Origin of the sequence: Gordonia jacobaea (assembly GCF_001186365.1) — a bacterium.
GTDB classification, from domain to species: domain Bacteria; phylum Actinomycetota; class Actinomycetes; order Mycobacteriales; family Mycobacteriaceae; genus Gordonia; species Gordonia jacobaea.
In genome coordinates this window covers 175,783-189,051 of the sequence record NZ_LDTZ01000021.1, presented here as the reverse complement: position 1 = coordinate 189,051, position 13,269 = coordinate 175,783, and the positions used below count along the sequence as shown (strand labels likewise).

Here is a 13,269-nt window from a genome sequence, read left to right as displayed (position 1 = left end):
GCGTCGACTGTGACCCCGCGCCAACCAATCCGATGTGCCGCCGTCCACGAACAGTGAGTGGGGGACACCCCGCCGGAGGCAACGGACGAATATGGAGACGGCCACGTGACAACGCTTGCACGGCTGGTGGTTCGTCATCGGTGGTGGGTTATCGCGGCATGGATCGTCGTCGCGCTCTGTGGTGCGTTCGGGGCATCCCGCGCGACAAGCGCACTGAGCTACGACTTCAGCCTCCCCGGTCAGTCCGGGTATGAGACCAACGCCGACATCACACGAGAATTCGGCTCCGGTGGCGACAATGCGCCGGTGTTGGTGGTCAGCAAGGCCGCGCCGGGCGGCAGCGTCGACGTCGAGTCCGGTAGCCGGATCGCGGCAGCGGCGGCGTCGGCGGCACCGGGAGCCCGAATCGCTTCCTACACAACCCATCCCGAACTGATCTCCCGCGATCGGTCGACGGCGGTCACGGTGGTCTATCCGAAGGTGGTTCCGGGCGCCGACCCCTACGTCACAAGCCTGCCCGCCTTGCAGCAGGTGGCGAAGGAGTCGACGTCGGCAACCACATCGGTCGCGGTCACCGGCGTCGACGCCCTGAACGCGGGAGGCGGGGGCGGCGTCAACGTTCTCGTGGAGACCATCGTCGGTGGCGTCGGAGCCCTGGTGGTGCTGGCGCTCGTCTTCGGATCGTTCTTGGCCATCACACCGCTGCTCACCGCGGCGGCGTCGATCCTCACGACGTTCCTCATTCTCTGGGGACTGACGTCGATCACCGAGGTGTCGTTCATCGTGCAGTATCTCCTCGCGCTGATCGGTTTGGGAGTGGCGATCGACTACGCGCTCTTGATCGTCACCCGATGGCGAGAGGCCCGCGGCAATGGGTACGACGGCGAGCAAGCAGTCGAGCAGACTCTGGCGACCGCAGGCCGCGCCGTGCTGTTCTCGGGCATCACCGTCGCGGTGAGTCTGGCGGCGCTGATCGCTCTACCAGTGCCGTTTCTGCGGAGTATCGGATTCACCGGGCTGCTCATCCCGCTGATCAGTGTGGTCGCCGCGCTGACGTTGGTGCCCGCGCTGCTGTCCGTCGCGGGAACCAAGCTCGAATGGCCCCACCGCAGATCGACATCGCCGGACAGCCGGTTGTGGCGACGCGTCGGGACGGTAGTGGTCAGACACCGCTGGGCGTCGACCGCGATCGCCGTGATCGTTCTGGCCGTCCTCGCGATACCTGTTGCCTCGCTGAATCTCTCGTCCCCGACAAACGCCTCGCTCGCGTCTGTCGGCGGCCCGGCCGGGCAGGCAGTCGACGCCGTCGCCGACGCCGGACTCGGGTCCGGGCTCACCACGCCCGTCGAGATCGTCACGGACTCACCACAGAGCATCGTCGAAGCACTTCGCGGCCGGCCGGGAGTTGCAGGAGTTGTGGCACCGACCGAGTGGCAGCGCGGCTCGACGCACATCGTCGACGCCTGGACGACGGTGGACTCGTCCACTCCGGAGGGAGGTCGCGCCGCCGCCGACATCCGCACGGTTGCCGAACAGCACGGCGGGAGAGTCGGTGGGATAACCGCCCAGAACGCGGACTTCATCGACGCCGTGTACGGAAACATCTGGTGGGTACTACTTCTCATCGTCGTCGTGACGTTCGCCCTGCTCGCAACGGCACTACGTTCGATAGTGCTGCCGCTGAAAGCGCTTGTGCTCAACGCATTCTCGCTGGCGGCGGCTTTCGGGGTCACGGTGTTCATCTGGCAGGAGGGCCACGGAACGTCGCTGCTCTTCGGCCAGGACGGTGCAGGTGCCATCACCATATGGATTCCGGTGGCCGTCTTTGCCTTCCTGTTCGGACTCTCCATGGATTACGAGGTCTTCCTACTGAGCCGCATCAAGGAAGAGCACGATGCCGGCGCCAGTACCGACACCGCCACCATCGACGGCGTCGCGCGGACCGGACGTCTGGTGACCTCGGCTGCGCTCATCCTGTTCCTGGCATTCATTTCACTGGCGCAGGTGCCCGTGACCGATGTCAAGATACTCGCGACAGCGCTGGCACTCGGAATCATCTTGGACGCCACGATTGTTCGCGGCGTTCTGGCTCCGGCTCTCGTTGCCGCGCTGGGTCCCGCCAACTGGTGGGTGCCGAAGTGGTGGCCCGGTCGCGCCACTCGTCAGCTCCAAACTGAAAGCCGCACTGCCAGTTGAGACTCGGAGCCTTGCCTCACGTGATCGCAGCGATGGTCCTATCCGACATGCGTGGTGACATCAGGTCGATCGCAGGCAGCAGGTAGCGCACGAGAGCCGGCGACACCTCCTCGGGTCGGTGGGTGATCGCACGAACGATCCACCTCGCCGCCTCGTCGACCTCCAGCGCGCCGACGTCGTCGTATTCTGCTGTGGGAGCGATCATCTCGGTACGTACCAGCGGGAAGTAGACGTTGGTAGCCGTAACTCCTTCTGGCCGTTCGGCGTTCAGGCTGCGACCGAAGATCGCCAGTGCGCTTTTCGACCCCGCGTAGGCCGAGAACCTCGGAAACGTGTTGGCGTGCAGCGCCCAGGTGCACACGTTGACGAGCTGCCCCTCGCCACGTTCGACCATGCCAGGCAACAGCCCGAGTGAGAGCTGCACGGCGGCAAGGTAGTTGAGTCGTGCTGTGCGCTGATAGTCGTGGAACCGTTCGGTCGAGTCGACGATGGTGCGTCGAATCGAGTGGCCTGCATTGTTCACCAGAACGTCTACGGATTCTTCGGCGAGGTCGGCGATGAGTCGGTCGGTGGACGCCTCGTCGGAGAGATCGCACACCCGGTACTCGCAGCCGGTCTCGGCGGCCAGCTCGCGCAGCTTCTCCTCACCCCGCGCCACACCGATCACCCGCGCTCCACTCGCAACGAGTTGGCGCGCCGACTCCCGACCGATACCCGCCGACGCCCCGGTGATCACGACGGTCAGACCTGCGACGTCGCGGCCGCGCCCCGCCAGCGCGGCGTCGACGAATCCCGGCACGAAGCTTCGTCGCTGGACGAGAGCCTGGACCCTGCGCTGAATCGACATCGATCTCCCTTGATCCGAGTGCTCACCCGTGAAGCACTAACCCCCGAACCTAGCCCTCCCGCTCGAGAACGTCGGCGACATCCGGGGCGATCTCGCGAAGGATGCAGCGCGCAGATCTCCCGAGTGCGGCGAGATCCGCGTGACTGAGCGGGTCGACCACCGCCCGACGGACCTCCGCCGCATGTCCGGGTGCGCAGTCGGTCAGCTTGCGCACGCCGTCATCGGTGATCTGCGCCAGCGTGTGCCTCCCGCCGCCAGGGTTGGCAATGCGCGCCACCCAGCCCGAACGTTCGAGTCGCGTCATCGCATGCGACAGCCGCGACAGTGAACTCTGCGTCAGTAGGGCGAGGTCGGACAGCGGGCGGGTGCGGTCGGGCGACGACTCCAGACGGACCAGAACGTGGTACTCGAACATGTTCAGCCCGGCGTCGCGTTTGAGTTGCGAGTCGAGCGCGGCGGGCAGCGTCGTCAGTAGTGCCATCACCGATTTCCACTCCCTGAGCTGCGCGTCGTCTAGCCATGGTGCATCAGACATGGTGCCCAGCATACGCTGACTTGAACATTCAAGTAACTGCGTGTAGCTTTAGTTGAACATTCAACAACCCGTCTGCCACCGCAGCGGTTTACCCAGGAGCTGTCATGTTCATCGCCACCGTCGTCATCGCCATCGTGTTCGCACTGATGCTCGTCTTCTCGGGAGTGGGCAAACTGCGCCACGACCCCAAGCAGATGGGCGTGATGACCGAGGTCGGATTCCCCCAGGACAAGGTGGGCCTCCTCGCGCTCGCCGAGTTCGCGGGAGCGATCGGCCTCATCGTCGGCTTGTTCTGGTGGCCGATCGGCGTCGTAGCAGCGATCGGAACCTTCCTCTACTTCCTCGGCGCAGCGATCTTCCACCTGCGCGCGGGCGACAAGAACATCGCGCCCGTCGTCGTGCTGATGCTCGTCTCGATCGCGTACATCGTCCTGCGTCTGCTGAGCATCTGACAGCTGTATCCAAAGCGGGCGCCTGACCGCAGCGAACGGGCCGCCTCAGCCGCCCGCGAAGAACAAGCTGAGCGCCCGCGCGGGTTCCAGCGCGCTCGATATGTTGGCGACGCACAGCACCAGCACCGCCGCGGCCACCGTCAACGTGGCCGCGGCGGTTGCGGTTGCCGGAAGCGTCGAGTAGCTCAGTGCACCAATACCATTCGATGCAGCACGTCGGCCGCGCCACAGTCGAACCGCGAGTACGCCGAGTAGCGCCACGAATACCGCGGTCAGCACCGCCACCACGACGTGGTAGCGCGCGAAGTCGGCCACGAGGTGATCGGCAACCGGCGACGCACCCGGCGTGGCGATCCCGTGACGCACAGCGTCGATCGCCCCCGCCAGTGACGAATCACGTTGCGCGGGAAGCAATGACACCGCAGAAGACAGCGGCGCAATCGCACCCTGGATGTTGGCCATGAGCAACGCAGCGGCACTGATCGTTCCGAGTGAAACAGCCACGCCGGCGACGACGTACGCCACCGTCCGACCGCGGCTATCAGCCTGGCGCCCCTGAGACGACCTACCCTGATACGACGCCCAGAGTCGTCGGCACGCCGAGCACAACACCAGCAGCGCCAGCGCGGCGATCACCGCTTTCGCGACGTGATAGCGCGCCCAGTAGTCGACGACGGTCCTGAGGCTATCCGGGAGCACCGCGCTTCCCGAGCCCGAGTAGTCGATGAATGCGTTGCGCATCGACTGCACAAGTCGCGTGTTGTCGCCGTATCCGCCGTAATGGCCGCCCGCGAGATAGGCGGGCGCGAACACGAAGGCGATGCCGAGCACCGCCAGTATCCCCGCGTACGTTCCGGCCCACTTACCCGATGATGTCGACGTCACCCGATGACAGTAGCGCCGCGTACGCGGCCATGGCCTTGCCCGATGAGATGAGCGGATCGCGGGACCTCAACGTACGCGCCATCACGAATGCTCCCTCGAGAGCCGCCAGTACCGCGACGACGAGATCGCGTGCGGCTGGTGTTGTCATTCCTCGCGCAGACAACAGCTTCGTGCCCGCGGTGATCCACTCGTCGAAGATCTCTCCAGTCGTCGCGCGCAGCTCGGGTTCCACATCGGCCACCTCGCCCGCAATGGTCCCCACCGGGCACATATTGGCCCAGCCCGTCCCTTCGGCGGCATCTGCTGCCTCGCGAAAGGCAGACTCGATCGCCGTCGGAATGTCGTCACCCGCCATCATCAATCCGCCGACCAACTGGGCGTATGCCTGACCCATCGAGCGGAGGGCCGCGCCTGCGACTTGTCGCTTGCCCCCTGGAAAGTGGTGGTACAGGGAGCCGTTGGGCACTCCCGCGGCGTCGAGAACCTGCTTGATGCCCGTGGCCGAGTAACCACGACGACGCAACGACTCACCCATCGCGACGACGATCCGCTCCGCAGTCTGGCCGTCCTCGGCTGTGACTTTTTCCGACCGTGCTCCCGTTGACACCTTCACAGCTTAGAGCAAGTGCTCTAGAGTGGTTGCTCTAGAGCACTTGCTCCAGATCGGTCGGTAGATCTTGAATAGTGGAGGTCCGATGAACCACCGACTCAGCTCCGTCGGCATGCCCGCAGGAAGCATCGACTATGCAGACGAGGGCAGCGGTCCGCCCGTGGTGTTGCTGCACGGTTTGTTCATGGACCACACCCTCTGGGATCAGGTCATGCCGTTGCTCCCGTCCGGCTTCCGCTACCTGAGACCAGTCCTCCCACTTGGCGCGCATCGTCGCGCAATGAACTCCGACGCCGACCTGCGGATGCCGGGAATGGTGAACCTCGTCGCAGACTTCCTCGACGCCCTCGACCTCGACGACGTGACACTCGTTCACTCCGATTGGGGCGGCGGACTGTTCCTGACCGCAGCGAAACGCGACCAGCGGGTGGGACGACTCGTGATCCTGCCGTGCGAGGCGTTCGAGAACTTCCCTCCAGGATTGCCCGGCAAAATGGCCACCGTGTCGGCACATCTTCCTGGCGGCCTGACTCTCGCGGCACGGCTACTGCGAATCCGGTGGCTGCGCAACACACCGTTGCTCTTCGGCTGGATGACAGCTCGCCCGATTCCCGACGCTGTTGTCGAGGGGTGGACGAAATCCGTACTCTCCGACCGCAACGTTGCGCGCGACCTGGCCTCCTACGCCTCCACGCGATTCGACGCATCGAGCCTCATCCGTGATACCGAGGCTCTTCGCGAATTCACGGGAGATGCGTTGATTCTCTGGCCTGTTCGCAATCACGTGATGCCGCCCGAGCATGGCCGCCGCCTCGCCGACCTGATTCCCTCCGCGCGCCTGCGGACGATCGACGGCTCGGTCCTCCTCTCGCTCGACGATCCCGCCACGGTCGCCCGCGAGATCGGCGCTTTCCTGACCCGTCAGCCCGACGTCGACGAACGCACCCGTGTCGCGGGGTCCTGACACGCGGCGTTCACTGCCGGTGTCACCTGTGGTCGGAAGCCGGTACCGGACCGGATCGTGAAAGCCGCGACCACTCCGCCCAGTGCACAGAAGACCGCGGAGATGAGCATCGCCGTGGTGAATCCGGGACCGAGCGGCTGGCCAGGTCCAGCACTGATCCCCGCAACAGCAGGAAGAACCGCGACGGCGAGCAGACCCGCGATCCTCGACACAGCGTTGTTGACACCCGACGCCGCGCCGGCGTGCGCATCGTCGACCGCAGCGAGCGCCGCGGCGGTCAGGGGCGCGACGGTGATGGTCATACCCACACCGAACAGGATCACCGCGGGGAACACCGCGCCGAGATAGCTTGCCCCAGGGACGATCCGCGCCATCAATGCCAACCCGATGCCCGCGATGATCGGGCCCACGGTCATCGGAATGCGAGGACCCGTCTTCTGCGCAATCCGCCCCGACAGGGACGACCCGAAGAGCATCACGACGGTGCTCGGCACCATCGCAGCGCCGGCTTCCAATGCCGAGTACCCGAGGCTCTGTTGTAGTTGCAGCGCAACAAGAAACAGCGCCCCTCCGAGCGCGGCATAGACGAGCAGGGTCGTCGCATTCGCTCCGGTGAACTGCGCCGAGCGGAACATCGACAACTCGAGAAGTGATGCAGGCGTGCGTAGTTCGATCCGCACGAACACCACCAGAAGCACAACCCCAGCGACTCCTATCGCGATGATCCACGGCGTCCACCCGCGCGACGGCCCCTCGATCAGCGCAACGATCACACCCGCGAGTCCCAGCGTGATGGTGACGGCACCAGGAATGTCGGGCCGCCCTGCCACGTCGGGCTCCTTCGATTCGTCTATGTGCCGCAACGTGATCGCCGCCGCAACGAGCGCGAGCGGCACGCTGAGGAAGAAGACCCACCGCCACGACGCGGCGTCGACGAGCCATCCGCCGACGAACGGTCCGAGCGCACTCGTCGCCCCCGACATCCCCGCCCACAGGCCGACTGCCTGCCCTCGTTCCTCTTCGCGGATACCGGCATTGACCAGTGCAAGGCTGCCCGGCACGAGTGCGGCCGCCGCGACACCCTGGACAAGACGTGCCACCACCAACCACTCGATGGTCGGGGCAAGACCGCACGCGATCGAGGCGATTGCGAACACGATCAAACCGCCGACGAATACGGCCCTGCGGCCGTACCGATCTCCCGCGACACCACCGGTCAGCAGCAGCGCGCTGAGTGTGAGCATGTACCCGTCGACGACCCACTGCTGTCCGGCGAGCCCGGTGTCGAGGTCGCGCGCGATGGTCGGCAATGCGACGTTCACGACGGTGCCGTCGAGGAAGGCGACACCCGAACCGAGGACAGCCGACGCGATGAGCCAGCGACCCTTCGCCGACGATGCGCTGACCCCCGGAGAGCCATTGTTCGGCGCAGGCGTGTGCATATCGTTGCCCGTCTCTCACAGTCGTGGTGCAGTGGTGTCGGCGGCACGCGGAGCCGTAGGTAGTTCCCACGATGCTCCGATCGTGCACGACTTGCCAATGAACGCAGACCAGCCAGTGTTGACCACCAGAGGAGCCGACGATGACCACCGCCGCTAGACGCCTACTGACCGCGTTCGTTCTCTTCGCGTTGACCCTGGTCAGCGGACCGGCTTTGGCGAATGCCGCGCCATCGGCTCCCACGCGATCAGATGTGCTGACGTTCTCGATTCCCGCGATCGGCGGCGTCGAGACCGGTCCGGCCGGCGTGCCCGGCGGATCGCTGCGTCCGGTCACCGTCGTCGCGCAACCGGCGCCGCGCACCCTGCAGTTCCCGCCACCGCCCGCCGCCGTCACCTTCTCCGTGCCCTCACCGGCGTCGTATCACTACCAGTACTCGCATCGGTTCCTGTCGATCTCGTGGAACAACCTGCGGACCGGCAAGCACGGCGTGGTGTCTCTGCGGCACTGGCAGCTACCGAGCTATCCGGTGAGCGGCTACCCGTCGACGCTGAAGACGTCCGCGGTCGCGGTGACCGGGTCGGGTCCCGTCGTCGCGACGGTCAGCGTGCTGCGTGAGCAGCCGAATGCAGCGCCGCAAGTGATCAGCGTGATCCCAGGCGTGAACGCGATTCAACTGCCCTGATCGGCACGCTCCCGCCTCGCCGTGATCGCCGACGCCGCGCTCCGGAGGTCGAGGCGAACGGCAGGCGGGACGACCACTGCCAGAGGGATGAAGACAGGCGCGAGCATGATCGGCAGCGTGAGGACGGCTCGAGCCCCGACGGTCGTCGACCCATCGGATGCGCGGTCGACGGTGAGCACCAGCGCGGCGTCGACAAATCTCCACTGCCCGATCTCGACCCAGCGCCGTGGTCGAGCGCTCCGCACGACGTCCATGCGTGGGCGGACACACGGGACGACAGTGACGTCTGTCCACGACGTTCCGACGTCGCCGGGGTGATCGCCGAGGGGCATCAGGTCGGCGATCGCACGCAGGCTGGCTTGCCACTGCGGCCGGTTCTCCGGGTCGACGAGGTAGTCGAAGACCTCGTCGGGCGGGGCGTCGAAGGAGACCGACACGTCGGCGACGGCACGGCGGACGGTCGACGGAATGCGCATGAACGTCACCGTCTAGAGCGGCAGCGTCGGCCAGGCGTCGGGTCCGGCACTGCCCGCGGCGTAGTCGTCGATCGGCACCTTGTTGGCACGCCACGCGTCGACGATGGGATCGACGATGCGCCAACACTCTTCGGCGGCATCGCCGCGAACGGCAAGTGTCTCATCGCCTTTGATGATTCCCGACAGCACCTCGGCGTATGCCCGCATCGACGCGTTGCCGAAGTCGGCGTCGAGGTCAACGGTCTTGAGCGCGAAGGGATGTGAGCCACGATGGACGTTGAGCCGCACCGACATCGCGTCGTGACCGAACGTGAAACGCAGGACGTTGGGCTGGACTTGGTCCTCAAACTGCTCGGGGACGTGCCGCAGCGGACGGAAGGTCAGCACGATCTCCTTCGCCTCCGGATCGAGCGCCTTGCCCGAGCGCAGCGTGAACGGCACTCCCTGCCACCTGTTGGTGCGAACCTCGAACGTGGCTTCCGCCAGGGTCTCGGTGTTGTTCGACGCGTCGACACCGTCCTCGTCGACGTAGTTGGGCAACTGCTCGCCGCCCGCTTCGCCCGCCGTGTAGCGGGCTCGACGCGACGATGCCACGGCATCGTCGTCCCAGATGTGCACGGCACGCAGCGCCGCGCCGATCGCGTCACGCAGATCGCGCTCGCCGAGTGTCGCAGGCGGTTCCATCGCGACGACGGCCACCAGTTGCAGCAGGTGGCTCTGGATCATGTCCTGCAGCGCGCCGACCCCGTCGTAATAGCCTGCGCGGCCCTCTAATCCGAGGCTCTCGTCGTAGCGGATGACGACCGACTCGATATGTGTTCCCGACCACACCGGCTCGAACACGCGGTTGGCCAGACGCACACCGAGCAGGTCGAGCAACACCGACTGACCGAGGAAGTGATCCACGCGGTAGATCTGGTTCTCGGGTACCAGCTCCAGCAGGAGCTCGTTGAGTTCGCGGGCCGACTTCTGGTCGCTCCCGAACGGCTTCTCGGGGGCGAGCGTGGTGCCGGGCGGAAGGTCGACGTCGCGCAGCGCCTCGCACGCCTTGCGGGTCACCGACGGCGGCACCGCGAAGTACAGCACGGGACGGCCGTCGATATCGCTGAGAACACTTCTGAGATCGTCGGCGTCGGTCGGGTCGCCCCGGCGGTACACGGTCTGTTCTGCCACCCGGTCCCCCGCGTCCGACCGCTCATCGGCGAAAGCTTCGCGAACCTTGTCCCGCCACTGATCGTCGGTCAGGTCGTGCCTTCCGACGCCGATCAAACGCACGTTGAGATCGGGTTCGAGACCGAGCAACTGGCCGAGTGCGGGGAGCAGCAGCCGCTTGGTCAGGTCACCCGTGGCGCCGAAAATGATCAGCGTCGTCACCTGCGGTGACGTCTGGTCATCAGCGCTCGAGGTGTTGTCCGACGCCGGTCCGGTCACGTAGTCCTCCTCCACGATGAGCCCGTCCGTGCGGACTCTATTGGCGTGTGCCCGACTCGCGAAGTTTCGTCGGACAACTGCGATCACAGGCAGAATCGAGAGCATGGCCGCCTATATCGAAGACTACGCACTCGTCGGGGATTGCCGCACCGGAGCGCTGATCTCACGCAACGGTGACGTCGACTGGTTGTGCGTTCCACGCTTCGACAGCGCCTCGATCTTCGGGAGCCTCCTCGGCAAACCCGACCACGGATCGTGGCACCTTGCGCCAACCGACCTCGACGCGACGGTGAGCCGACGCTACGACGGTGAGACGTTGATCCTGGTGACGCGGTGGGAGACGTCGACCGGTGTCGCCGAGGTCCACGAGTTCATGCCGATCGACGGCGGGCGCGTCGATCTCGTGCGGCGAGTGGTCGGGATCAGCGGCAAGGTCGAGATCGATACGGAACTCCGCATGCGCTTCGACTATTCGCGGGTCGTCCCCTGGGTGCTGCAGCACGGCGACAACGAGCGACCGGCGCTGAGGGCGGTCGCGGGACCAGACGCCGTGATCGTCCGAGGCATCGCTCTGAAGGCCACCGACCACGTCCACCGCGCGACGAAGACGATCCACGCGGGCCAGACCCTTGATTTGGTGTTGACCTGGTACCACTCATATCGCGAAGAGCCAGAACCACTCGACGTCGATCAGGCGCTGCGCGAAACACACGACTGGTGGACCGAGTGGGCAGGCCGTATCGACCACACCGGGTCACGCGACGCGGCGATCGTCCGATCGCTGATCACGTTGCGTGCGTTGAGTAATCTCGACACAGGGGGGATCGTCGCCGCTGCAACCACGTCGCTACCCGAATCCATTGGTGGATCACGTAATTGGGACTACCGCTATGTGTGGCTACGTGACGCAGCCCTGACGCTCGACGTCCTCGTCTGCCACGGATTCATCCGCGTGGCCGAGCACTGGCGGATGTGGTTGCTGCGCGCCATCGCCGGCGATCCCAGTCAGTTGCAGATCATGTACGGCATCGCGGGAGAGCGAGAACTGCCCGAGATCGAGATGCCCCAGTTCCCCGGTTATGAGGGCTCCGCCCCGGTACGGGTCGGCAACGGCGCCGTCGACCAGTTCCAGGCAGACACTATCGGCGAGGTGCTCGTCGCACTCGACGCCGCCCGTGCCGCAGGCCTGCCGGAGAACAAGATCTCGTGGTCGCTGCAGCGCGAACTACTCAAACGGGCCGAGGAGAACATCGACAAACCCGACAACGGCATCTGGGAGATCCGCGGGCCGCTGCGCAAGTTCACGCACTCGCGGGCGATGGTGTGGGCGGCGTTCGACCGAGGCGTACGCGCCGTCGAAGAGCACGGACTCAAGGGGCCCGCGAACCACTGGAAAGCGCTGCGCGACAAGATTCGAGCCGAGATCGAGGAGACCATGGTCGACCCGCACACCGGCCGGTTCGTCCAGTACCCGGGCACGACGGAGGTCGACGCCTCACTACTGCAACTCCCACAGGTCGGCTTCTGCGACTTCGACGATCCGCGCATGCTCGCCACTGTCGAGGGCATTGAGCAAACGTTGATGCAGGGCGGCTTGGTGTTGCGCTACCGGACGTCGTCGCACGTCGACGGCCTCGACGGCACCGAACATCCCTTCATGGCGTGTACGTTCTGGCTCGCAGAGCAGTACGCCCGCAGCGGCAGGCGTGGCGACGCCGAAAAGGTTATGGCTCAGGGTATGGCGACGGCCAACGACGTCGGACTGTTCTCCGAGGAGTATGACGTCGACGCACGCAGGCAGGTCGGGAATACGCCACAGGCGTTGTCACACTTGGCATTTGTGCGCGCCGCGGATGCGCTCGCCGACTACCCGGACAACTGACCTCGACGCATGGCGAGCCGTGTCAGCGGGGAGATCCCAACGGGGAGTTGACAAACCACACGATCTCCTCGCGCATCGACCTGCTCTGCCAGCCGTCCTGTGTGCGTATGAGGGCGTGGTGGTAGTAGCCGCCGCACGAACTCTGCTCGCCGAGTCCCGGGATCTGCATGGGATTGAGGAACTGCGCGCGAACCGTCGCCGTGTCGCCGCTGATCTCGACGTCGATGTTCAGCACGTAGTGCATCGTCATCTCCAGCGACGACAGCCCGCGCTCGAGCCAGTCCACGACGTCGTCGACGCTGCCGATGATTCCGAACGGCGATGCCGTGTAGTCGATTTCGGCATCCTCGGTGAAGACCGTGCGGTACAGCGGCCAATCCCGGGCGTCGACGGCGGTTGCGTAGCGAGTCAGCAACTGCCGGATCTCCACCGTATCCCCGATGGTCTGGGCATCCACTTCGATTCTCCCCCTGCTCAATTCGGTGTGATATCGATGGTCACCGCGTCGGGATAGAACGCGACGTGACCCGCGATCTCGGCGACCGCGGGGTAGGGCTCGTCGTAGAACCACACCTTGTCGGCGAGCGTCGCACCGTCGGCACCGACTATCCCGTGGTATCCGGCCTCGCCCTTGTAGGGGCAGTACGTCTGATGCGTACTCGGAGTGAAGACGTCGGCGTCGAGGTCGTGGCGCGGAATGTAGTAGACCGGCGGATACGACGCTTCCCGCAGAATGAGCGCGTCGTCAGTCTCGGCGATGACGCGATCTGCCACGCGGATGCGCACGTGCTCTGGGGCAGGTTCGACGGTGATCGGATGGTCGTCGGTCGGTAATAGCACCTGGCGTTCACTCATGGGTCTCCTGT

At 65.5% G+C, this 13,269-nt stretch carries 14 protein-coding genes; 5 read left to right on the top strand and 9 right to left on the bottom strand.

Going from position 1 to position 13,269, the window contains the following annotated elements; all coding sequences use genetic code 11:
* Positions 1 to 105 precede the first annotated feature (105 nt).
* Entirely contained in the window at positions 106 to 2,196 is a 2,091-nt protein-coding gene (locus ABW18_RS18525) for an MMPL family transporter (RefSeq protein WP_049700496.1), read from the top strand.
* A 16-nt stretch (positions 2,197 to 2,212) separates the two neighbouring features.
* Here the strand turns inward: ABW18_RS18525 and ABW18_RS18520 are convergent, their stop codons facing one another.
* The gene (locus tag ABW18_RS18520; RefSeq protein ID WP_049700446.1) at positions 2,213 to 3,043 is read right to left on the bottom strand and encodes an SDR family NAD(P)-dependent oxidoreductase; all 831 of its coding nucleotides are present in this window, start codon (positions 3,041 to 3,043) and stop codon (positions 2,213 to 2,215) included.
* Between the two features lie 49 nt (positions 3,044 to 3,092).
* Positions 3,093 to 3,578, bottom strand: a complete 486-nt coding sequence (locus ABW18_RS18515) for a MarR family winged helix-turn-helix transcriptional regulator (protein WP_235434446.1) — start codon at positions 3,576 to 3,578, stop codon at positions 3,093 to 3,095.
* Positions 3,579 to 3,682: 104 nt separating this feature from the next.
* On the opposite strand from ABW18_RS18515, the gene ABW18_RS18510 reads away from it, so the two are divergent.
* Positions 3,683 to 4,030, top strand: a complete 348-nt coding sequence (locus ABW18_RS18510) for a DoxX family protein (RefSeq protein WP_049700444.1) — start codon at positions 3,683 to 3,685, stop codon at positions 4,028 to 4,030.
* Positions 4,031 to 4,075: 45 nt separating this feature from the next.
* Here the strand turns inward: ABW18_RS18510 and ABW18_RS18505 are convergent, their stop codons facing one another.
* Both ABW18_RS18505 and ABW18_RS18500 read right to left on the bottom strand, forming a co-directional pair.
* Complete coding sequence (locus ABW18_RS18505) at positions 4,076 to 4,915, bottom strand: hypothetical protein (RefSeq protein ID WP_152930137.1); 840 nt, start codon at positions 4,913 to 4,915, stop codon at positions 4,076 to 4,078.
* Complete coding sequence (locus tag ABW18_RS18500) at positions 4,893 to 5,522, bottom strand: TetR/AcrR family transcriptional regulator (RefSeq protein WP_235434445.1); 630 nt, start codon at positions 5,520 to 5,522, stop codon at positions 4,893 to 4,895. Before ABW18_RS18500 ends, ABW18_RS18505 begins: the two co-directional genes overlap by 23 nt.
* A gap of 88 nt (positions 5,523 to 5,610) precedes the next feature.
* On the opposite strand from ABW18_RS18500, the gene ABW18_RS18495 reads away from it, so the two are divergent.
* A complete protein-coding gene (locus ABW18_RS18495) occupies positions 5,611 to 6,489 on the top strand; it encodes an alpha/beta fold hydrolase (RefSeq protein ID WP_049700441.1) in 879 nt (292 codons plus the stop codon).
* On the opposite strand, the gene ABW18_RS18490 is transcribed toward ABW18_RS18495, so the two are convergent.
* Positions 6,447 to 7,931, bottom strand: a complete 1,485-nt coding sequence (locus tag ABW18_RS18490) for an MFS transporter (RefSeq protein WP_049700440.1) — start codon at positions 7,929 to 7,931, stop codon at positions 6,447 to 6,449. The two genes, ABW18_RS18495 and ABW18_RS18490, sit on opposite strands and share 43 nt — an antisense overlap.
* Positions 7,932 to 8,071: 140 nt before the next feature.
* Here ABW18_RS18490 and ABW18_RS18485 point away from each other — a divergent pair, with 140 nt between their 5' ends.
* Complete coding sequence (locus ABW18_RS18485; protein WP_235434444.1) at positions 8,072 to 8,614, top strand: hypothetical protein; 543 nt, start codon at positions 8,072 to 8,074, stop codon at positions 8,612 to 8,614.
* Here the strand turns inward: ABW18_RS18485 and ABW18_RS18480 are convergent.
* Positions 8,602 to 9,090 (bottom strand): SRPBCC family protein, encoded by a 489-nt coding sequence (locus ABW18_RS18480; RefSeq protein WP_049700494.1) that lies wholly within the window; start codon positions 9,088 to 9,090, stop codon positions 8,602 to 8,604. The genes ABW18_RS18485 and ABW18_RS18480 overlap by 13 nt on opposite strands.
* Before the next feature lie 12 nt (positions 9,091 to 9,102).
* A complete protein-coding gene (locus ABW18_RS18475; protein WP_083444457.1) occupies positions 9,103 to 10,521 on the bottom strand; it encodes a glucose-6-phosphate dehydrogenase in 1,419 nt (472 codons plus the stop codon).
* 103 nt (positions 10,522 to 10,624) lie between these two features.
* Here ABW18_RS18475 and ABW18_RS18470 point away from each other — a divergent pair, with 103 nt between their 5' ends.
* Positions 10,625 to 12,403, top strand: coding sequence for a glycoside hydrolase family 15 protein (locus ABW18_RS18470; RefSeq protein WP_049700439.1), 1,779 nt, complete (start codon positions 10,625 to 10,627; stop codon positions 12,401 to 12,403).
* A 22-nt stretch (positions 12,404 to 12,425) separates the two neighbouring features.
* Here the strand turns inward: ABW18_RS18470 and ABW18_RS18465 are convergent, their stop codons facing one another.
* Together ABW18_RS18465 and ABW18_RS18460 are read right to left on the bottom strand one after the other, a co-directional pair.
* Positions 12,426 to 12,860 (bottom strand): nuclear transport factor 2 family protein, encoded by a 435-nt coding sequence (locus tag ABW18_RS18465; protein WP_049700438.1) that lies wholly within the window; start codon positions 12,858 to 12,860, stop codon positions 12,426 to 12,428.
* A gap of 17 nt (positions 12,861 to 12,877) precedes the next feature.
* Positions 12,878 to 13,258 carry a DUF427 domain-containing protein gene (locus ABW18_RS18460; protein WP_049700437.1) on the bottom strand — a complete coding sequence of 127 codons (381 nt, stop codon included), beginning with the start codon at positions 13,256 to 13,258 and terminating at the stop codon, positions 12,878 to 12,880.
* Positions 13,259 to 13,269 lie beyond the last annotated feature (11 nt).

Bases quoted from the DNA above. Each gene is read 5' to 3' on its own strand.
- ABW18_RS18520 (WP_049700446.1), bottom strand. From the start codon at position 3,043: ATGTCGATTCAGCGCAGGGTCCAGGCTCTCGTCCAGCGACGAAGCTTC.
- ABW18_RS18515 (WP_235434446.1), bottom strand. From the start codon at position 3,578: ATGTCTGATGCACCATGGCTAGACGACGCGCAGCTCAGGGAGTGGAAA.
- ABW18_RS18510 (WP_049700444.1), top strand. From the start codon at position 3,683: ATGTTCATCGCCACCGTCGTCATCGCCATCGTGTTCGCACTGATGCTC.
- ABW18_RS18495 (WP_049700441.1), top strand. From the start codon at position 5,611: ATGAACCACCGACTCAGCTCCGTCGGCATGCCCGCAGGAAGCATCGAC.
- ABW18_RS18490 (WP_049700440.1), bottom strand. From the start codon at position 7,931: ATGCACACGCCTGCGCCGAACAATGGCTCTCCGGGGGTCAGCGCATCG.
- ABW18_RS18485 (WP_235434444.1), top strand. From the start codon at position 8,072: ATGACCACCGCCGCTAGACGCCTACTGACCGCGTTCGTTCTCTTCGCG.
- ABW18_RS18480 (WP_049700494.1), bottom strand. From the start codon at position 9,090: ATGCGCATTCCGTCGACCGTCCGCCGTGCCGTCGCCGACGTGTCGGTC.
- ABW18_RS18470 (WP_049700439.1), top strand. From the start codon at position 10,625: ATGGCCGCCTATATCGAAGACTACGCACTCGTCGGGGATTGCCGCACC.
- ABW18_RS18460 (WP_049700437.1), bottom strand. From the start codon at position 13,258: ATGAGTGAACGCCAGGTGCTATTACCGACCGACGACCATCCGATCACC.